This is a genomic window from Sulfurivirga sp. (assembly GCF_015490265.1).
GTDB lineage: Bacteria > Pseudomonadota > Gammaproteobacteria > Thiomicrospirales > Thiomicrospiraceae > Sulfurivirga.
The window spans coordinates 1-18,648 of record NZ_WFYD01000031.1 but is presented as its reverse complement, the minus strand read 5'-3'; the positions used below and the strand labels follow the sequence as shown (position 1 = coordinate 18,648).

Annotated in this window: 21 protein-coding genes; 6 read left to right on the top strand and 15 right to left on the bottom strand. The window is 65.3% G+C overall.

Features of this window, described 5'->3' with window-relative positions; genetic code table 11:
* The 3 genes from F8K16_RS02415 to F8K16_RS02405 form a co-directional block, all read left to right on the top strand.
* Positions 1 to 401 (top strand): UvrB/UvrC motif-containing protein (locus tag F8K16_RS02415; protein ID WP_294946443.1); only part of this gene is annotated, 401 nt, incomplete at its 5' end.
* Positions 402 to 404: 3 nt separating this feature from the next.
* Positions 405 to 1,157: a nuclear transport factor 2 family protein gene (locus tag F8K16_RS02410; protein ID WP_294946440.1), complete on the top strand. Its 753-nt coding sequence runs from the start codon at positions 405 to 407 to the stop codon at positions 1,155 to 1,157.
* Positions 1,154 to 2,173 carry a L,D-transpeptidase family protein gene (locus tag F8K16_RS02405; protein ID WP_294946438.1) on the top strand — a complete coding sequence of 340 codons (1,020 nt, stop codon included), beginning with the start codon at positions 1,154 to 1,156 and terminating at the stop codon, positions 2,171 to 2,173. Before F8K16_RS02410 ends, F8K16_RS02405 begins: the two co-directional genes overlap by 4 nt.
* 146 nt (positions 2,174 to 2,319) lie before the next feature.
* Here F8K16_RS02405 and lysA read toward each other — a convergent pair whose 3' ends face one another.
* Together lysA and F8K16_RS02395 are read right to left on the bottom strand one after the other, a co-directional pair.
* Positions 2,320 to 3,597 carry a diaminopimelate decarboxylase gene (gene lysA, locus F8K16_RS02400; RefSeq protein WP_294946435.1) on the bottom strand — a complete coding sequence of 426 codons (1,278 nt, stop codon included), beginning with the start codon at positions 3,595 to 3,597 and terminating at the stop codon, positions 2,320 to 2,322.
* A complete protein-coding gene (locus F8K16_RS02395; RefSeq protein ID WP_294946432.1) occupies positions 3,584 to 3,718 on the bottom strand; it encodes a lipoprotein in 135 nt (44 codons plus the stop codon). The genes lysA and F8K16_RS02395 overlap by 14 nt, the downstream gene beginning before the upstream one ends.
* Positions 3,719 to 3,730: 12 nt before the next feature.
* On the opposite strand from F8K16_RS02395, the gene F8K16_RS02390 reads away from it, so the two are divergent.
* Both F8K16_RS02390 and F8K16_RS02385 read left to right on the top strand, forming a co-directional pair.
* Positions 3,731 to 4,351, top strand: coding sequence for a carboxylesterase (locus tag F8K16_RS02390; RefSeq protein ID WP_294946430.1), 621 nt, complete (start codon positions 3,731 to 3,733; stop codon positions 4,349 to 4,351).
* Positions 4,351 to 5,283 carry a PilZ domain-containing protein gene (locus tag F8K16_RS02385; RefSeq protein ID WP_294946426.1) on the top strand — a complete coding sequence of 311 codons (933 nt, stop codon included), beginning with the start codon at positions 4,351 to 4,353 and terminating at the stop codon, positions 5,281 to 5,283. The genes F8K16_RS02390 and F8K16_RS02385 overlap by 1 nt, the downstream gene beginning before the upstream one ends.
* A 13-nt stretch (positions 5,284 to 5,296) precedes the next feature.
* Here the strand turns inward: F8K16_RS02385 and F8K16_RS02380 are convergent, their stop codons facing one another.
* From F8K16_RS02380 to F8K16_RS02360, 5 genes are all read right to left on the bottom strand, one after another.
* On the bottom strand, positions 5,297 to 5,560 hold the full coding sequence (locus F8K16_RS02380; RefSeq protein WP_294946423.1) for a FeoC-like transcriptional regulator: 264 nt from the start codon (positions 5,558 to 5,560) through the stop codon (positions 5,297 to 5,299).
* Positions 5,561 to 5,587: 27 nt separating this feature from the next.
* A complete protein-coding gene (feoB, locus tag F8K16_RS02375) occupies positions 5,588 to 7,900 on the bottom strand; it encodes a Fe(2+) transporter permease subunit FeoB (protein ID WP_294946421.1) in 2,313 nt (770 codons plus the stop codon).
* A gap of 6 nt (positions 7,901 to 7,906) precedes the next feature.
* Positions 7,907 to 8,182 carry a FeoA family protein gene (locus F8K16_RS02370; RefSeq protein WP_294946419.1) on the bottom strand — a complete coding sequence of 92 codons (276 nt, stop codon included), beginning with the start codon at positions 8,180 to 8,182 and terminating at the stop codon, positions 7,907 to 7,909.
* A gap of 191 nt (positions 8,183 to 8,373) precedes the next feature.
* Positions 8,374 to 9,009 (bottom strand): methionine biosynthesis protein MetW, encoded by a 636-nt coding sequence (metW, locus tag F8K16_RS02365; protein ID WP_294946417.1) that lies wholly within the window; start codon positions 9,007 to 9,009, stop codon positions 8,374 to 8,376.
* The gene (locus tag F8K16_RS02360) at positions 9,006 to 10,142 is read right to left on the bottom strand and encodes a homoserine O-acetyltransferase (protein ID WP_294946414.1); all 1,137 of its coding nucleotides are present in this window, start codon (positions 10,140 to 10,142) and stop codon (positions 9,006 to 9,008) included. The genes metW and F8K16_RS02360 overlap by 4 nt, the downstream gene beginning before the upstream one ends.
* A gap of 125 nt (positions 10,143 to 10,267) precedes the next feature.
* On the opposite strand from F8K16_RS02360, the gene F8K16_RS02355 reads away from it, so the two are divergent.
* Positions 10,268 to 10,843 (top strand): DUF3365 domain-containing protein, encoded by a 576-nt coding sequence (locus F8K16_RS02355; protein ID WP_294946411.1) that lies wholly within the window; start codon positions 10,268 to 10,270, stop codon positions 10,841 to 10,843.
* Positions 10,844 to 11,056: 213 nt separating this feature from the next.
* Here the strand turns inward: F8K16_RS02355 and F8K16_RS02350 are convergent, their stop codons facing one another.
* From F8K16_RS02350 to F8K16_RS02315, 8 genes are all read right to left on the bottom strand, one after another.
* The gene (locus F8K16_RS02350) at positions 11,057 to 12,223 is read right to left on the bottom strand and encodes a methyltransferase domain-containing protein (protein ID WP_294946408.1); all 1,167 of its coding nucleotides are present in this window, start codon (positions 12,221 to 12,223) and stop codon (positions 11,057 to 11,059) included.
* On the bottom strand, positions 12,216 to 13,103 hold the full coding sequence (gene prmA, locus F8K16_RS02345) for a 50S ribosomal protein L11 methyltransferase (RefSeq protein WP_294946406.1): 888 nt from the start codon (positions 13,101 to 13,103) through the stop codon (positions 12,216 to 12,218). Before prmA ends, F8K16_RS02350 begins: the two co-directional genes overlap by 8 nt.
* Positions 13,100 to 13,417: a type II toxin-antitoxin system PemK/MazF family toxin gene (locus F8K16_RS02340; protein WP_294946402.1), complete on the bottom strand. Its 318-nt coding sequence runs from the start codon at positions 13,415 to 13,417 to the stop codon at positions 13,100 to 13,102. Before F8K16_RS02340 ends, prmA begins: the two co-directional genes overlap by 4 nt.
* Positions 13,411 to 13,668, bottom strand: coding sequence for an AbrB/MazE/SpoVT family DNA-binding domain-containing protein (locus tag F8K16_RS02335; protein ID WP_294946399.1), 258 nt, complete (start codon positions 13,666 to 13,668; stop codon positions 13,411 to 13,413). Before F8K16_RS02335 ends, F8K16_RS02340 begins: the two co-directional genes overlap by 7 nt.
* A gap of 85 nt (positions 13,669 to 13,753) precedes the next feature.
* Positions 13,754 to 15,103 (bottom strand): acetyl-CoA carboxylase biotin carboxylase subunit, encoded by a 1,350-nt coding sequence (gene accC, locus F8K16_RS02330; RefSeq protein WP_294946396.1) that lies wholly within the window; start codon positions 15,101 to 15,103, stop codon positions 13,754 to 13,756.
* Positions 15,104 to 15,109: 6 nt separating this feature from the next.
* A complete protein-coding gene (gene accB, locus F8K16_RS02325; RefSeq protein ID WP_294946393.1) occupies positions 15,110 to 15,595 on the bottom strand; it encodes an acetyl-CoA carboxylase biotin carboxyl carrier protein in 486 nt (161 codons plus the stop codon).
* A gap of 15 nt (positions 15,596 to 15,610) precedes the next feature.
* Positions 15,611 to 16,051, bottom strand: a complete 441-nt coding sequence (gene aroQ, locus F8K16_RS02320) for a type II 3-dehydroquinate dehydratase (RefSeq protein ID WP_294946390.1) — start codon at positions 16,049 to 16,051, stop codon at positions 15,611 to 15,613.
* A gap of 154 nt (positions 16,052 to 16,205) precedes the next feature.
* On the bottom strand, positions 16,206 to 18,455 hold the full coding sequence (locus F8K16_RS02315) for a protein-disulfide reductase DsbD (RefSeq protein ID WP_294946388.1): 2,250 nt from the start codon (positions 18,453 to 18,455) through the stop codon (positions 16,206 to 16,208).
* Positions 18,456 to 18,648 lie beyond the last annotated feature (193 nt).

The following is an 18,648-nucleotide window of genomic DNA, read 5'->3' as shown; positions in this document are numbered from 1 at the left end:
GCGCCGCGCGCAATCCCCATGGGCGTGCCATTCTGTATGCCGACCAGATCACCGACTCCATGCGCCGCGCCATCGACGAGACAGAACGCAGGCGCGAAAAGCAGATGGCCTACAATAGCGCCCACGGCATCACCCCGCGCGGGCTCAACAAGAAGGTGGGCGACATTCTGGAAGACTCGCCCTACGCGCCGCGCGCCACCCGCAAGGGACAGCAGGTGGCCGAGCCGGCCGGTGAATATGATCTGGAACGGCTCAGCCCCGGCGAGGCCGCCCGGCTGATGAAGAAGCTGGAAAAGGAGATGTACGCCGCCGCGCGCGATCTGGAGTTCGAGAAGGCGGCGCAGCTGCGCGACCAGCTCAAGACCCTGCGGGCCGGTCTGGTGCGTATTGGAGGAACCTGAGAGATGAAAACCCTGTTCAAGGCGGCTTTTCTGGGCGTTTTTCTGGCATTTTCCGCCGCGGTCGGCGCCGCACCTGCCAAAAATGGGGGAGGCCCCGTCGCCCGTGACCCCTTCGGGCCGCTGCAGACGCTCAAGGCGCAGGGGCGCTGGGAAGAAGCCCTCGACTGGCTGGACACATGGAAAGAGGTGCTTCCGCCCCAGCGCTGGTGGCTGGAGCGGGCGCGGGTGCTGGCGGCCATGGGCCGCGTCAACGAGGCGGCCGACGCCTTCGAGCAGGCCCTGAAGCAGCGCCAGCCTGAGGCTGAAATCTGGAGCGAGCTCAAGCAGCTGCGCATGCAGCAGGCGCGCGCTGCCTATGACGACCTGCTCTCGCCGAAGAAGGCGGCGCAGCAGCAGGTCAATCCGCAGGCGGACATCGCTGCCGTGCGTGCGGCGCTTGAGCGCTGGCGCAGCGCCTGGTCCGCACAGGACGTGGACAGCTATCTCGCGCTCTATGCGCCGGGCTTCCGACCGCTCAGCGGCCTGAGCCACAACGCCTGGAAGGCGCAGCGCCGCCTGCGCCTGAGACGACCGAAGTTCATCGAGGTGAGGCTCAGCGATGTGCAGATTCGCCGCCTCTCTCCGGCGTTGGTCGAGACCACCTTCGTGCAGCACTATCGCAACGACCACTTCCAGGATACCGTGCGCAAGAAGCTGTTGTGGCGGAAGGGGCCGGACGGCCACTGGCGCATTGCCCGGGAGGAAGTGCTCAAGTGAGCATCCGCCTGATCATCGGGTTGTTCGCGATGCTGCTGTCCGTTGCGGCGTCGGCCCAGCCCCGGCTGGATCCGGGGCCGGAGCCGCTGGTGCTCAGGGCGCTTTCGGCCATTCGGGCGGCGGACGCTGACACCGCCCTGAAAGCGGTGGAGGCCCTGCGCCTCCAGTATCCGGACTACCGTCTGGGGCAGCTGCTGGCCCTGCAACTCAATGCCTGGCTGGCGGGCGACACCCCCCTGCTGCATCAGCTGCAGCAGCGCCATGGCGCGCTGATCGAGGCCCTGACGCAGGAGGCGCGCCTGCGCTGGCAGCACCACCAGCAGGAGGAGAAGATCCACCGTCGTCTGCACCAGTGGATCCTGCGCCCCGGGCGCCAGCCCTGGTGGGTGGTGGTGGACATGACCGGCTCGCGCCTCTATCTGCTGCGCAACCGCAACGGCCATCTGCAGGTGGTGGAGGATGTCTTCGTCAGCATCGGTCAGAAGGGCTACGGCAAGCAGCGTCGGGGCGACCGGCGCACGCCGGTAGGCATCTACCGCATCGTGGACTGGTTGCCGGACGAGAAGCTGCCGCCGCTGTATGGCGCGGGTGCCCTGCCGCTCAACTATCCCAACGCCTGGGACCGCATGCTCGGTCGCACCGGCTCCGGCATCTGGCTGCACGGCACGCCGCCAGGCCTCTATGTGCGCCCGCCCCGCTCCAGCAAGGGATGCGTGGTGCTCAACAACGACGCGGTGGAGGCGCTGCATGAGGTCTATCGTCTGCCGCTGGGCACGCCGGTGCTGCTGGTGGATGACCTCAAGCGGGTGGAGCCTCTTCCGTCCACGCAGCTGACTGCGCTGGCGCGCCAGCTGCCGCAAGGGGCGCCGCTGGCGCGCTATCCGGGTGAGGCGGGGCTGTGGTGGAGCGGCTGGCGCACGGCCCGTGGCTGGCAGGAGCGCTGGTGGCGTTTCGACGGTCGCGATTGGCAGCTGGCCCTGCGTCATACCGAGCCGGTACAGCTGGCGCGGCGCTGAGCGGTCATCGCCATGCCGCCGTCGCACCGCACATCTGACCCTCAGGGTGGTGGGTAGGCCGTTCTTTCAGGTTGATCCATCTGCGTGTCCTGCCGGCGTCACACCTCGGTTCGGACGCATTTCATCAGGCCATCTGGTTGGCGCTTTCAGTCTCTATCTGACAGGCAGGCGGCCTCGCTGCCGAACAGGTCCTGCCACGTCTCCCGCGGGCGGATCAGCCGGTGGGTGTCGCCACGCACCATCACCTCCGCCGCGCGCGGGCGGGTGTTGTAGTTGCTGGCCATGGTGAAACCGTAGGCCCCGGCGCTCATCACCGCCAGCAGGTCGCCCGCCTTCAGGTTGAGGCGGCGTCCCTTGCCGAGAAAGTCCCCCGTCTCGCACACGGGGCCGACAATGTCCCACTCGGCCTCCACGCCATCCTCGCGCGGTGTCACCGGCACGATGTCCTGCCACGCCTGATACAGCGCGGGGCGGATCAGGTCGTTCATGGCCGCGTCCACGATGGCGAAGTGACGGGCCTCATTGTCCTTGAGATATTCCACCCGGGTGAGCAGCACGCCTGCATTGGCGGCGATGGCCCGGCCCGGCTCGATGAGGATCTCCACCTGCGGGTCGGCCACCGTCTCCACCAGCGTGCGCACATAGTCCCCGATGGCCGGTGGCGTCTCATCACGGTATTGCACGCCCAGCCCGCCACCGAGATCCAGATGGCCGATGGTAATGCCATCGGCTTCCAGCCGCGTCTTCAGCGCCAGCACCCGCTCGATGGCCGCCTGAAAGGGCGCGAGTTCGGTCAGCTGGGAGCCGATGTGGCAGTCGATGCCGGTGACTTTGAGCGACGGCTGTTCCGCGGCCCAGCGGTAGAGGGCGTCCGCCTCCTCGATGGGAATGCCGAATTTGTTCTCCTTCAGCCCGGTGGAGATGTAAGGGTGGGTGCCGGCGTCCACATCGGGGTTGACCCGCAGGGAGACGGGTGCGCGTGTGCCATGGGCGGTGGCCACCTCGGCGATGCGTTCCAGCTCGGCGCGGGATTCCACGTTCAGGCAGCGGATACCTGCCTCCAGCGCCCGTTCGATTTCGTCCACCCGCTTGGCCACACCGGAGAAGACCACCTTGCCGGGCTTTCCTCCAGCGGCCAGCACCCGTTCCAGCTCGCCGACCGAGACAATGTCGAAACCGGCGCCTTCCTCGGCCAGCGCTCGCAGCACCGACAGGTTGCTGTTGGTCTTGACCGCGTAGCACACCTGGTGGGGCTGGTGGCCGAAGGCCCGGTCAAAGGCGCGGTAGTTCTCCCGCAGCCTGGTTTCCGAATAGACATACAGCGGTGTGCCATAGGTGTCGGCCAGCTGTGAAAGTGGCACGGATTCTGCATGGAGGACGTGGTTCCGCCACGGGAAGGCGGCAAAACGGTCAGGCGTCGTCATGGTGTGTCGGCGTCGCTTTTTCAGGTGGATCGGGCAGATAGAGCGGCCCCTTCTTGCCACAGGCGGCCAGCCCGCCCAGCAGCACGAGAATCAGGGTAAACTGAAATGCTTTCATGCGCATGGGAGACGCTCCGTGAATGAGCCGCCCATTATAGTGGAAACTGGCCCCGATCCCGTGGCCGCCTGCGTGTGGCTGCATGGGCTGGGGGCCGACGGCCACGACTTCGAGCCGCTGGTGGCGCAGTTGCGCCTGTCCGCACCGGTGCGTTTCGTGCTGCCCCATGCCCCCGTGCGACCGGTAACGATCAACGGCGGCCTGTCCATGCGCGCCTGGTTCGATATCGCCTCTCCGCAGCTGGACGCTCAGGTGGATGAGGTGGGCATTGAGGCCTCGGCCCGTCAGGTGGCGGCGCTGGGTTTGGAACAGAACCTGCCGCTGCTGCTGGCCGGCTTCTCCCAGGGTGGGCTGGTGGCGCTGCACGCGGCATTGCGTCATGTGCCGGCACCGCTTGGTGTGCTGGCGCTGTCCACCTGGTATCCGCTGGCGGTAGCACCCAACCGTTTGCGGGTGTTCATGGGGCATGGCGCGCTGGATGAGATCGTGCCGCTGCCGCTGGCACGGGACGCGGCCGAGCGGCTGGAGGTGGCTGGCGCCCGGGTGGACTGGCATGTCTGGCCCATGGGGCACGCCGTCTGTCCGGAAGAGGTGGCAATGCTCAATGACTGGATCAACCGAATGCTGGAGAACTGCTGATGGCCAATCTGCGGCGCTTTCTGCGCTATGACGTGGATATTCCCATCTTCCTGGAAAGGCTGGACGAGGAAGGTCAGCCCATCGGGCTGTCTGAGCAGAACTTCCTGCCCAACAATGAGCGCTTCTTTCTCGAAGGGCTGCGTCAGGAGCTGGAGAACGCCATTGACCGCCTGGGCAAGCAGAGCCCCAATTCGGTCTATGTGCTCTATCAGCTGGTGCGTCCGCTGGATCTGATCGCCTTTCTGCTGGACAAGCTGGCCGAGAACAGGAACCCCACCGAAGATCCCACCTACAACTACCGCATGCGCGAGCATGAGAAGATCGATCGTGCCGCGGTGGAAAAGATGCGTGGCAGCAAGATCGGCGTGCTGCTGCTGGCGCTATTGGATCGTCTGATGCAGACGGTGCGGGAGATCCGGGGCGTGATTGAGCTGGCCGAGGACAACCTGTTCGTCTTTCCGCTCAATCCTGTAGAGCCTTTCGATCACAGTGTCTATGTCAAGAACCTGGACCGGGTCGCCCACAAGGGCAATCTGGTGGCGGATACCATCCTGCTGATCGAGAAGCTCTACAATGGCTGGCTCAAGGTGCTGCAGCGCCTGAAGGAGTTCTATGCCTACCGCGCCCGGGTCCGGGACTGGCCGGTGTGCACCGTCAACCTGAGCGCCGGCGGCATCGGTGTATGGGTGGACGGTCCCTGGTCACAGCTGGAGCGGCTCAATGTCTACATGCGGCTGGACACCCTGGTAGCCGCCCATGGCAAGGTGGTGTTCGTGCGGGAATTCTCTGATCACCAGCCCGCATGGCGGGTGGGGGTGGATTTCGAGTGGCTGCCGGCGGCCAAGCAGAAGCTGATCACGCTGTTCGTGCAGCGGCGGGAGCTGGAAGACACCATGGCGCAGTGCCCGCACTTTCCGGGTCTGCCGGCCTGACAGTTTCAGTCGTTCAGCGGCTGTCCACCGGCACATCGAGCGGACGGTAGCGCCGCGGCAGCCAGCGGTAGAGCACCGCGCCGGGGCCTGTGGCGGCGCAGTCGCCACAGCCGGATGTGCTGCAGGCGGGCGCGTCGATCTTCTGCACCTGCCCCTGGCGGATCAGATGGGTCATCCACGCCGTCACCGTCTCAACATCCACATCGAAGCGGTCGGCAATCTGCTGCGCGCTGACCTGTTCCCGCTGGCGGATGTAGGCCTTGATTTCCCGCAGCATTTCATGCCCTCGCAGAGTGTGCGACCATCAGGTCGCCGTCCGCAGCAGGCGGTGCCGCTGGCCCGCCTGCCGCAGCAACACATATACCGTCAGCCATGCGGTGCCGATGCCCACCAGCCACATGAGGCTGGTGTCCGGATGGCGCGGCAGGGTGGCCGCCTGATAGAAGGCCACCGACACGGTATAGCCGAGAAACAGGCTCCAGCCGCCGGCAAATAGCGCCCAGCGCCAGCCCAGCTCCTGCTTGATGGCGGCGAAAGTAGCCACGCAGGGGAAGTAGAGCAGCACCAGCAGCAGATAGGCGAAGGCGCCCACCGTGCCGTCGAACAGTTCTGTCATCTGCTGCAGGGTGGTGCGGTGCACGCCCAGTTCCTCGGCACTGGCGCCGAGCAGGTCGCCCAGTCCCAGCGGATCAAGCAGCGCATGGCCAAACTGGGAGAAGTAGGCTGGCACCGTGGCCCAGGCTTCGCCAATCTGATCCGGCAGGCCGGATGCCTGCGCCTGATCACCTTCATTGACGCCGAGGCGCGCCTTGTAGAGGGCGTCCAGCGTGCCGACGACCACCTCCTTGGCCAGCAGGCCGGTGAACAGGCCCACGGTGGCGGGCCAGTTCTCCTCCGTCACGCCCAGCGGCTCCACTACAGGTGTGAGTGCCCGGCCGGTGGCGCTGAGCACCGAGTCGGCGCTGTCCTGATGGCCGAAGGTGCCGTCGGTGCCCAGGCTGTTGAGCAGGTTGAGCACCAGCACAACCATGACGATCACCTTGCCGGCGTCCACCACGAAGCCGCGCAGCTTGTTGCGCACGTTGAGCAGCAGGTTCACCGGCGTGGGCCTGTGGTAGGCGGGCAGCTCCAGCAGCAGCGGCTTCTGCTCGCCCGGAAGCAGGGTGTGCTTGAGCAGCAGGGCCGTGACCACCGCCGCACCAATGCCGATCAGGTAGAGCAGGAAGATCAGCAGCCCCCCGTGCTCGGGGAAGAAGGCGCTGGCGAAGAGCACATACACGGTCAGACGCGCCGAGCAGGACATGAACGGTGTCATCAGGATGGTGACGATGCGGTCGCGCAGGTCGGGCAGGGTGCGGCTGGCCATCACCGCCGGCACATTGCAGCCGAACCCCACCACCAGCGGCACGAACGCCTGACCGGACAGGCCCAGTCTGCCGAACACCCGGTCCATCAGCAGCGCGGCCCGCTGCATGTAGCCGGTCTCTTCCAGCAGGGAGAGGAACAGGAACAGAAAGGCGATCACGGGAATGAAGCTGGCGACCACCTGCAGGCCGCCGCCTACACCGTCGGCCAGCACGGCAATGAGCCAGTCGGGGGCGTGCAGGCTGCGCAGCAGCTGGCCGAGGCCGTCCACGAACAGCGCCTGAGCGGTGCCGTCGAAGGCGTCCACGAAGCCGTTGCCCAGGTTGACCGACAGGGAGAAGACCAGATACATGATCAGCAGAAACAGTGGCACGCCCAGCCATGGATGAAGCACCCAGCGGTCGATGCGGTCGGTGGCGGTGCGGTCGAGCCGGTCGAGCCGGCGCAGCGCCCGTTGGGTGATCTCATGGGCGCGGGTGGTGTAGAGGTCGGCCACCAGCAGCGGCAGTTCGTCGCCGAGGGCGTTTTCCACGTCCCGGCGCAGAGCCCGGGCCTGCTGGCGCAGGGTGTCGGGCGCATGATCCGGGTCCAGCAGCCATTGCAGCGCCTGCCAGCAGGTTTCCACAGGTCCCTGCGCTGCGGGCGCCAGCCGGGCCACCGCCTGTTGCAGCGCTTCCGGCAGGCGGAAGGTCATGGGACAGCGGCGGTTGAGGCGCTCGGACAGGGTGGCACACAGGGTGTCGATGCCTTCGTTGTGGTAGGCGGAGATGGGCACCACCGGGCAGCCGAGCGCCTCAGACAACGCCTCCACGTCGATGTCCAGCCGGCGCTGTTTGAGCAGGTCCACCCGGTTGAGGGCCACCACCACAGGCAGGCCCATGTGCAGCAGTTGCAGGGTGAGGTAGAGCTGGCGCTCAAGGGCGGTGGCGTCCACCACGTTGATGACCAGGTCCACCGGCTGGCAGGTGAGGAAGTCGCGCGCGATCTGTTCATCCAGGCCGCCATGGGGGTCGTCCAGCAGCGAATAGACGCCGGGCAGATCCACCAGCGTGGCGGGCCGGTCGCCGAAGGTCATCTCCCCCTGCTTGCGCTCAACGGTGACGCCGGGCCAGTTGCCGGTGGTCTGGTGGGTGCCGGTGAGACGATTGAACAGGGTGGTCTTGCCGCAGTTGGGCTGGCCGATCAGGGCGAGGGTGACGCGCCCGCGCACGGGCTGAACCGGCGGGGCGGCGGTGTCGCAGCAGCTTTTCATGGGAAATCAGGCGCTGGTGTCGTGGGGCTGGACGCAGATGTTGCGCGCCAGCTCGCGGGAGAGGGCGAATCGGCTGCCGTCCACGGAGACGATGTAATGGTTGTTGCGCACCTGCACCAGCTTCAGGGTGCCGCGCTCGCGGAAGCCCAGGTTGAGCAGGCGCAGGCGCTCGGCGGCCTCGCCGTTGAGCCGGCAGATCTCGCACTCGCTGCCTTCCGGACACTCGTCCAGCGCACACAGGGGAGAGACGGGTATCTGCTTGAGTTTGTCCTGCGCGTCCATGGCGGCCCTCATTGAGAATCATTTTCGTTTGCGCGCATTATAGACAGACTGGCTGCGGAAAGGCAAATAAGAATGATTTTTATTTGATCGAGGTCAAGAAGGCGGTTGGCAAGGGCTGTCGGTTCGAGGGCGGGCATGTGCGCGGGGATATGGGCGGTGCGGGTCGATGCCTCCCCGCGGTGCCGCGCTTGTCAGGCCCGTTCGCTCTTGCGGCGGATCTGATAGAGGGCGATCTCGCCCAGCAGATTGGGCAGCAGCTTCATGCCGAGGGTGGTCTCATGCTGCTGGTTGACCACGGCGCGGCGCACCACCTCGATGCCCTTCTGCTCGCACAGGGACTCGAAGTCGCGGAAGGTGCACATGTGGATGTTGGGGGTGTCGTACCAGTGGTAGGGCAGCACCTCGGTCTCCGGCATGCGGCCGGAGAACATCAGCTGCACGCGGTTCTTCCAGAAGCCGAAGTTGGGGAAGGTGACGATGCTCTGCTTGCCGATGGTGAGCATCTCCTCCAGCAGCTGGTCGGGGCGGTCCACCACCTGCAGCGCCTGGGTCATGATCACATAGTCGAAGCTGTCGGCGTCGAAGTAGTCCAGCAGGGACTTCTTGTTCAGGTTGGCCTGAATGACATTGATGCCGTTCTCGATGGCGGCGATGACCAGGTTGGGATCCAGCTCCATGCCGTAGCCGGAGCAGTCGCGGGACTCCTGCAGATGGGCCATCAGGGTGCCGTCGCCGCAGCCCAGGTCGAGCACGCGGCTGCCTGGCTCGATCCAGCTGGAGATGAGCTGGAATTCCGGTGAGAGCAGGCGGTCGGTGTTCAGGCTCATGCGCCCACCTCCGATGCGACACGGTTCATGTAGGCGGAGAAGACGCCTTCGTAGATGGGGTTGGGCAGCAGGAAGGCGTCGTGGCCGTGCTGGGATTCGATCTCGGCGTAGGAGACATTCTTGTCATTGTCCAGCAGGGCGCGCACGATCTCCTCGCTGCGCTCCGGGCTGAAACGCCAGTCGGAGGTGAAGGAGATGACCATGAAGCCGGCCTGCACCCGTGCCATGGCCTTGCTCAGGTCATGGTCGTAGGGGGCGGAGGGGTCGAAGTAGTCCAGCGCCTTGGTCATCAGAAGATAGGTGTTGGCGTCGAACTTCTGCTTGGTGGCGAACTTCTCGCCCTGATAGCGCAGATAGCTCTCCACCTGAAACTCCACATCAAAGCTGTATTTGAGCGTGTCGCGCAGCTCGCGGCCGAACTTCTTGCCCATCAGGTCGTCGGACAGGTAGGTCAGGTGCCCCAGCATGCGTGCCAGCGCCAGTCCGCGCTTGGGGATGACGCCATGTTCCAGATAGCGTCCGCCGTGGAAGTCCGGGTCGGACATGATGGCCTGGCGGGCCACCTCGTTGAAGGCGATGTTCTGGGCCGACAGGCGCGGGGCGGCGGCGATGACCACCGCATGGCGCAGCCGGTCGGGACAGTCGATGGCCCACTGCAGCACCTGCATGCCGCCCAGGGAGCCGCCGACCACGGCGGCCCACTGTTCGATGCCCAGGTGCTCGCGCAGTTTGTTCTGGCTGACGATCCAGTCCGGCACGGTGACGATGGGAAAATCCGGCCCCCAGGGCTTGCCTGTGGCCGGGTTGATGGAGGCCGGGCCGGTGGAGCCGTGGCAGCCGCCCAGATTGTTGACGCCGACGACAAAGAAGCGATTGGTATCGATGGGCTTGCCGGGACCCACATAGGCCTCCCACCAGCCGGGCTTTTCGTCCCCTTCGTAATAGCCGGCCACATGGTGGTTGCCGGAGAGGGCGTGGCAGATGAGGATGGCGTTGGAGCGGTCGTCGTTGAGCTGGCCGTAGGTTTCATAGACCAGATCGTATTCGGGAATGACCGCGCCGCTGACGGTCTTCAGCGGCTCGCTCACATGCAGGGTCTGCGGTCTGACCAGTCCGACGCTCTCTGTGCTCATGAGGCGAAATTATAGTGGAAAGCATGGCCAGGGCCTTCAAAACCTGCTTGATGCATGCTGCTTGAGGTTGGCGCGTTCTGATCCCATAATAAGCCATGGTTATGGCTGCATAAGGAGGAATGGAGATGCAGGGCATGAAACGACTGGCTACAGGTGTGCTGCTGGCGGCGTGGCTGCCGGTGGCCACGGCACAGACGGCGGATGTGGACGCGCTCAAACAGGAAGGACGCAAGATCGCAAAACAGTTTCTCGGCACGCTCAAGCCGGAGCTGAAAAAGGCGATGAAGGCGGGCGGCCCTGTGCACGCCATTGACGTGTGCCACAGGAAGGCACCGGAGATCACCGCGCATCTGTCGCAGCAGACCGGCTGGCAGCTCAAGCGCACCAGCCTGAAGGTGCGCAATCCGCACAATGCGCCGGATGCTTGGGAGAAGCAGGTGCTAGCGCGCTTCGAGCAGCTGAAGGCCAAGGGGGCCGATCCGAAGACGCTGGAGTATGGCGCGGTGGTGGAGGAGAACGGCCGGAAGGTGTTCCGCTACGCCAAGGCCATTCCCACCGGCAAGGTGTGCGTGGTCTGCCATGGCGAGCATGTGGCCCGACCCATCATGGAGAAGATCCGTGCCTACTATCCCGAGGATGCGGCCACCGGTTTCAGGCCGGGTGACATTCGCGGCATGTTCAGCTTCAAAAAGCCGCTGTAAGCTCCGCCCGAGACAGGCATGAGGACAAGGCGCCTGCGGGCGCCTTTTTTCTTTCGGGCTCGTTGCAACTGCTCAAGGAAAGCCGCTCGAATTTTCAGAAGGGCCCGCTCCATATGTTCCGGAAACCATGCGCCTGATCCGGCTGTTGAGCCCCTTTGGTGCACTCGTGTTCACTGGAGGGTGAGAGCGGCCAGTCCAGACTTCAGCCTTGTGTCAGGCCGGCTCGAACAGGGCCATGACTTCCGTATGCAGCGTGTGTTGGAACATGTCCAGCAGCTGCACCCGCAGCAGGCGCCAGCCGTTGTCACGCAGGTGCACGCTGTCGCGCACGAAGGTGGCCGGATTGCATGAGACATACACCACGCGCCGTGCCGGTTTGGGCTTGAGCCAGCGACACACGGCCTCGGCACCGTCACGCCCCGGATCCAGCAGCACCAGATCACAGGGGGCTTCTGACCAGCGCTGGTTCTGCGGCGGTTCAAACAGGTTGGCGATTTCGAAACGGGTGTTTTTCAGGCCGTTGGCGTCGGCGTTGAAGCGGGCAAGCTCCACAGACTGCGCCACTCCTTCTACACCGGTGACCATGCCGGCCCGGCGTGCCAGCGGCAGGGAGAAGTTGCCAATGCCGCAGAAGAGGTCCAGAACCTGATCCCCGGCGCGAGGCGCGAGCCATGCCAGCGCCTGATGCACCATCTGTTCATTGATGTGGCGGTTGGCCTGAATGAAGCCGGCCGGTGCAAAGTGCAGCCGTAGATCGTCCAGCGTATAGAAGGGGCGTTGTTCCGTCTCTTCGTCAGACCAGAAGACGCCATTGTCCGCAGCCACGCCGGTCCACTGCTGCGGTTTGCGGCCCAGTGTGTCCTTCAGTTGCTCGCGTCGCACCTGCCAGGCGGCATTGAGCGGTGCTTCCAGCAGCGGGCAGCTGTCGATGTCCACGATGGCATGGCTGCTGCGGGCCCGGAAGCCCAGCAGGGCCGTGCCTCTGTTGCGCTGGCCGTGAAAGCGGGCACGGCGGCGGTAGCCGGTGTCCGGGCCGGTGACGGGCGCAGGCCAGTCGATGTCTTCCACATTCCAGTGACGCGCCAGGTTCATGCGCAGGTTGTGCTGCTTCCAGTGACGCTGAGCGGCGGGGGAAAGATGCTGCAGCTGGCAGCCGCCGCAGTGCCCGTAGTGAGGGCAGAAGGGCGTGGCGCGATCGGGCGAGGGCCGCACCACGTCCACCAGACAGGCTTCGATGAGGCGCCGCCGGCGTCCGCTTTCCCGGGCGCGCACCACATCGCCCGGCACGGCGCCGATCACGAACACGGCACGGCCCTCATGCCGGCCCACGCCGCGACCATCGTGGGTCAGGCCGGTGATTTCAAGCGTGAGCTCAGCCAAGCCTTTCTCCTGCCAGCAGCGCCCAGCCGTCCCGGGTTTCGGCCGGCGTCAGACGCACGCCGTGGGCACGGTAGGTGTCGATCAGGGACTGGGCCTGTTCAGTCAGCAGGCCGGAGAGGATCAGCGAGCCGCCGTGGCGCAGGTGCCCGCACAGGGTGGGCGCCAGCTGCTGCAACGGGCCGGAGAGGATGTTGGCCATGACCAGATCGGCAGGGGGAGGCGGGTCGGCCTCGAAGTCCTGCACCAGCCGCAGGTCCAGCGCCACCCCATTGCGTTCCGCGTTGGCCCGGCTGGCGGTGATGGCCTGCGGATCGATATCGGTGCCGTGCACGGCGGAAGCGCCCAGTCTGGCGGCGGCGATGGCCAGCACGCCGGAGCCGGTGCCATAGTCGATGACCCGTTGTCCAGCCGGGGGATGGGCGTCCAGCCATTCCAGGCACATGGCCGTGGTGGGGTGGGTGCCGGTGCCGAAGGCCATGCCGGGGTCCAGCAGGAGGTTGACTGCATCGGGCTGTGGCGGCTCGCACCAGCTGGGCACGATCCACAGCCGACGACCGAAACGCATGGGCTGGAACTGGTCCATCCAGGCACGCACCCAGTCCTTGTCCTCGAGAATCTCCACCTTGAACTGGTCAGACGGGAGCTGAGGCAGTGCGGCCACCACCCGACGCACCACCGCCTGCCCGTCGGTGTCCGCCTCGAACAGGCCGGTGACGCGGGTGTCCGTCCACAGGGGCGTGGTGCCCAGCTCCGGCTCGAAGATTTCATCCTGTCCGCCTTCGGCCTGAGTGACCGACAGGGCACCCGCGGCCATCAGGGCTTCGGAGAGCGGCTCGACCAGCGCTTCGGGCACGGTGGTGGTGATCTGTATCCAGCTCATGAGAACATTTCCCGAAGGCGGGCAAGAAGAGGGTCCTGAAAGTGTTCCGGCAGGTGGCCCAGCTTTCTGATCAGTCGTTTTTTGGACAGCGTGCGCAGCTGATCAAGGGCGATTTCGCCTTCTTTTTCTGCAAACACGATGGGTTGCCGCGTGGGCCACTGCTTGCAGGTGCGTGTCATGGGGGCGGCGATGACCGTATTGAGGTATCGGTTCATTTCATCCGGTGAAAGGATCACACAGGGGCGTGTCTTGGCAATTTCGGAACCGATGACGGGATCCAGCGCCACCAGCCAGATGTCGAAACGGCTCACCATGTTTCATCCTGCTTCCAGAGGTCATCCTCCTCCACTTCCAGCCAGGCCTGTTCTTCTTCGGACAGGGGCGCAGGAGGATGCTTGCGGAAGGCGTCCTCCCAGCCGGCCCGCGGTGGCCGGCTGGGGCGCAGAATGATGCTGTCACCCCGCACTTCCAGCTCTGCGCTGTCCTCCCAGCCCACCTGTTGCAGGATGGGCTTGGGAATGCGAATGCCTTTGGAATTGCCAATGGTGATGAGTTTGACCTGCATGGCGCTTCATTTCCGATAGAGCGAAATTACATTGTAATTACTTTTGCGGTACAGGAAAAGAAAAGCGCCCCGAGGGGCGCTGGAGTCAGATGAGATGTTCGAGGCGGTGTTCCAGATAGTGGATGTTCTGGCCGCCCTCGCGGAAGCCGCCGTCGGCCATGATCTCCCGCTGCAGGTGAATGTTGGTGTCGATGCCGAGGATGACCAGCTCGTTGAGCGCGTGCTGCATGCGGGCGATGGCGACATCACGGTTCTCGCCCCAGGTGATCAGCTTGCCGATCATGGAGTCGTAGTGGGGCGGGACGGTGTAGCCGGTGTAGATGTGGCTGTCCCAGCGCACGCCGGGGCCGCCCGGCAGGTGCAGACGCTCGATCTTGCCCGGCGAGGGCATGAAGTTCTTCGCCGGGTTCTCGGCGTTGATGCGACACTCGATGGCGTGCCCGCGCAGCTGCACGTCCTCCTGACGGATGGACAGCGGCTTGCCCATGGCGATCTCGATCTGGGCGCGCACCAGGTCGATGCCGGTGACCTGTTCGGTGACCGGGTGCTCCACCTGCAGGCGGGTGTTCATCTCGATGAAGTAGAACTCGCCATTCTCATACAGGAACTCGAAGGTGCCGGCACCCCGGTAGCCAATATCCAGACATGCCTTGACACAGGCCTCGCCGATGCGCTGGCGCTGCTCCTCGGTGATGCCGGGCGCAGGGGCCTCTTCCACCACCTTCTGGTGGCGGCGCTGCATGGAGCAGTCCCGCTCGCCCAGATGAATGGCGTTGCCCTGACCGTCGGCCAGCACCTGAATTTCGATATGGCGCGGGTTCTCGAGGAACTTTTCCATGTAGACCTCGGCGTTGCCGAAGGCGGCCGCCGCCTCGGTCTTGGTCATCTGGATGGCCTTGATCAGGTTGGATTCGGTGTGCACTACGCGCATGCCGCGCCCGCCACCGCCGCCGGAGGCCTTGATGATCACGGGATAGCCGATCTCGCGGGCGATGCGCTTGTTTTCCTCGTCGTCATCGCCCAGCGGGCCGCCGGAGCCGGGCACGGTGGGCACGCCCGCCGCCTGCATGGCCTTGATGGCGGAGACCTTGTCGCCCATCAGACGGATGGTCTCCGGCTTCGGACCGATGAAGATGAAGCCGGAGTTTTCCACCTTCTCGGCGAAGTCGGCGTTTTCCGACAGGAAGCCGTAGCCGGGATGGATGGCCTCGGCGTCGGTTACTTCCGCCGCGGCGATGATGGCCGGCTGGTTGAGGTAGCTGTCTGTGGAGGGCGCCGGGCCGATGCACACGGACTCGTCCGCCATCAGCACGTGCTTGAGGTCCCGGTCAGCCTCGGAGTGGACGGCGACGGTGCGGATGCCCATTTCGCGGCAGGCGCGCAGCACCCGCAGGGCGATTTCGCCACGGTTGGCGATCAGCACTTTCTCGATCATGGTGGCTTAATCCTGTTCGATGACAAACAGCGGCTGGCCGAACTCCACCGGCTCGGCGTTCTGCACCAGAATCTTCTTGATGGTGCCGGAGACTTCCGCCTCAATGGGGTTCATGATCTTCATCGCCTCGATGATGCACAGGGTGTCGCCCACGCTCACATGGTCGCCCACCTGCACGAAGGGGTCGGCGTCCGGCGCCGGGGCGGCGTAGAAGGTGCCCACCATGGGAGACTTGACCACATAGCCGCTTTCCTCGGCGGCGTCATTCTTCGCCGGCACGGGGGCGGAGCTGTCAGCGGCGGGCGCGGTGGCCGCCGGTGCCGGGGCGGCAGCGGGGGCGGCCTGCACCACCTGCTGGGCCGGCGCCTGCATCACCACCGGCTCCTTCTGCTTGGTGATGCGGATATTGGTGTCGCCTTCCTTGATTTCGATTTCGGCAATGTCGTGGGACTGGACGATTTCCAGCAGTTTGCGGATGGAACGCAGATCCATGCAAGTATCCTCTTCTCAGGGTTTCATCTGTTCGACGGCGGCCTGCAGGGCCAGCAGGTAGCCCTGGGGCCCCAGCCCGGCGATCACCCCCCGGGCCAGGTCGGAAAAATAGCTGTGCTTGCGGAACGGCTCGCGCTGATAGACGTTGCTGATGTGCACCTCGATGAACGGAATGCGCACCGCCGCCAGCGCGTCGCGCAGCGCCACGGAGGTGTGGGTGAAGGCGGCCGGATTGATGATGATGAAATCCGTGCCGTCCTCGAAGGCCGCGTGCACGCGCGCGATCAGCTCGGCCTCCGAGTTGCTCTGGAAGTGGTCCAGCCGCACCTGATAGGCGTCGGCCAGGTTCTCCAGCTGCTCCACGATCTCGGCCAGCGTCATGTCGCCGTACTTGTCCGGCTCGCGCATGCCGAGCAGGTTCAGGTTGGGGCCGTTGAGCACCAGCAGTCTGCGCATGATGGATCCGTTCCGCGTGAATTTACGGCTATTTTAGTCTTTTTGTCATGAAAATGCGGGAAAATGCCGTGAAATGAACGAAAAAACACCGTTTTCCCGGCGGGCGGAAAAACGGTGCCTGTAAAAATGGGGGAGACCCCGTTGCCGTGCGGCCTCAGCGCTGGCCCAGCGCCTGGCGCAGGATGGCGGCGAACGCCTCCGGCGACTTGGTGCCCACCACGCGCAGGGCGCGGATCTCCCTGCCCTGCGGGTCGAAGAACAGAATCGCCGGCGGGCCGATGACCCCCAGCGCCTTCATCAGCGCCTTGTGTTCCGGGCGGTTGGCGGTCACGTCCGCCTGCAGGGCGACGAACCGCTTCATCAGCGCCTGCACCTGCGGATCGGAGAAGGTGAAGCGCTCCATCTCCTTGCAGGAGACGCACCAGTCGGCGTAGAAGTCCAGCAGCACGGGTTTGCCCTTGCCCAGCTGCGCTTTCAGCTCATCCAGCGAATTGATGCGCTGGAACTCGAAGTGCCCGGGCTGGGCGGTGGTCGTGGCTGTCGAGCCGCCGTTCAGCCCCTTGAGCGGCGTGAGCAGATCCGGCGTGCCGCGCGCCAGCCCCACCAGCAGCAGCACGCCCCACACCAGCAGGGCGAAACCGAGCCCCTTCCACAGCTTCCACCAGCCGGATTTCCCGTCCACCGGCTCGAGGGCGCCCATGTAGATGGCGGAGGTGATGATCAGCAGCGCCGCCAGCAGCACGGTGAGCCAGTCGGGCAGGATGCGCTCGGCGATCCACAGCGCCAGCCCCAGCATGACCACGCCGAAGACGGCCTTGACGCTGTCCATCCAGCCGCCGGCGCGGGGCAGGTATTTGGCCCCCAGCGTGCCGGCCACGATCAGCGGCAGACCCATGCCCATGGCCATGGCGAACAGCGCCGCGCCGCCCAGCACTGCATCGCCCGTCTGGCCGATGTAGATGAGGGCGCCGGCCAGCGGCGGTGCCACGCACGGACCGACGATCAGCGCCGAGAGCACGCCCATGATGGCCACGCCGGTGAGGGTGCCCCCCTGCTGACGGTTGGCCAGGGCGTTGATGCGCGTCTGCAGGCCGGCGGGCAGCTGCAGTTCATAGAAGCCGAACATGGACAGCGCCAGTGCCACGAACACCAGCGCGAAGGTACCTAGCACCCACGGGTTCTGCAGTGCCGCCTGCAGGTTGGCGCCAAACAGCCCGGCGATGACGCCGGCGGCGGTGTAGGCCAGCGCCATGGCCAGCACGTAGGTGAGCGACAGCACGAAGCCCTTGCGGGCGTTCATCTGCTCGCCCTGTCCGACAATGATGCTGGAGAGAATCGGCACCATGGGGAAGACGCAGGGGGTGAAGGCCAGCAGCAGGCCGAAGACGAAGAACAGGCCGATCACCGCCCAGAAGCCGCTGTGTTTCAAGGCGTCGGTGATGCGGTCGGTATCGGACTGGGCGGGTGCGGCCGCTTCAGATTGTGCGGCAGGTGCGGTTCCGGTTGCGCCGGTCGGGGCGTGTGATTCGCTGCCGGGCTGTGCCGCCGTTTCACCCTGTGCGGAGGGCGTCGGTGATGTTTTTGCCTTGACGGTAAGCTGCTTTTCCTGCGGCGGGTAGCACACGCCGCCTTCCCAGCAGCCCTGGTACTTCACCGTCACCGTGCCGCTGCCTTCCACCGGCACGGTGAGCGTGAGGCGGTTGTGATACACCTGCGTCTTGCCGAAGATGGGGTCATCCTTGGTATCCGCCGGCGGCAGGGTGAAATCGCCCAGCTTGAGCTCGCCGCGGGGCACCAGCTTGATTCTGTCCCGGTAGAGGTAGTATTTCGGCGCGATGGTCCAGTCGAGGATCAGGCGGTTGCCCTCGCGCTTGCTGGTGAAGCGGAAGGCCTGCTCCACCGGCAGCGGGCCGTCCTGCGCGTCCTGCGGCGTGATGAGCTTTTCCAGCGCCGCCAGCGGGTTGGCGTCGTTCTGGGCCGGGGTGGCGGACTGTGGCAGTTCGACGGTGACGGTGCGCGTCTGGGGCGGGTAGCACACGCCGCCTTCCCAGCAGCCCTGATATTTGACGGTCAGCCTGACCGGACCGCTGGCCCCTTCGATCTTCAGGGGGATGGCCACCTCTTTGTGATAGACGGGCGTCTTGCCGAAGATGGGGTCGTCCTTGATGTCCGGCGGGGGAAAGTCCGGTGTGACGGCGCCCTTGTCCGCCCTGAAGCTGAAACGCTTCTGGTAGAGATAGTAGCCGTCGGCGATGCGCCAGCGCACCACCGGCTGGCCGTTGTCTACCGTCACCCCTTCGAACTGGAAGGCCTGGTTGACATCGATGGGATCTTCCGCGGCCAGTGCAGCGCCCAGCGCCAGCAGCAGCCAGATGAACAGTGTGTGCAGCCCGTAGCGTTTCATGTCGGTCCCTCCGCGTATGTGTGTCTATCTTACGGATTTTTCGTGTCTGTTTGCCGAATGGAGCCCTTGACCGGTGGTGTGAGTATCACCCGGCGCACCAGCGCGGCGGAAAAGGGCTCCGAGCGGTTGAACGGATAGAGCAGCACCAGCAGGCGCGCCAGCGGGCAGTAGTTGAACAGCACCATGGCGGTGG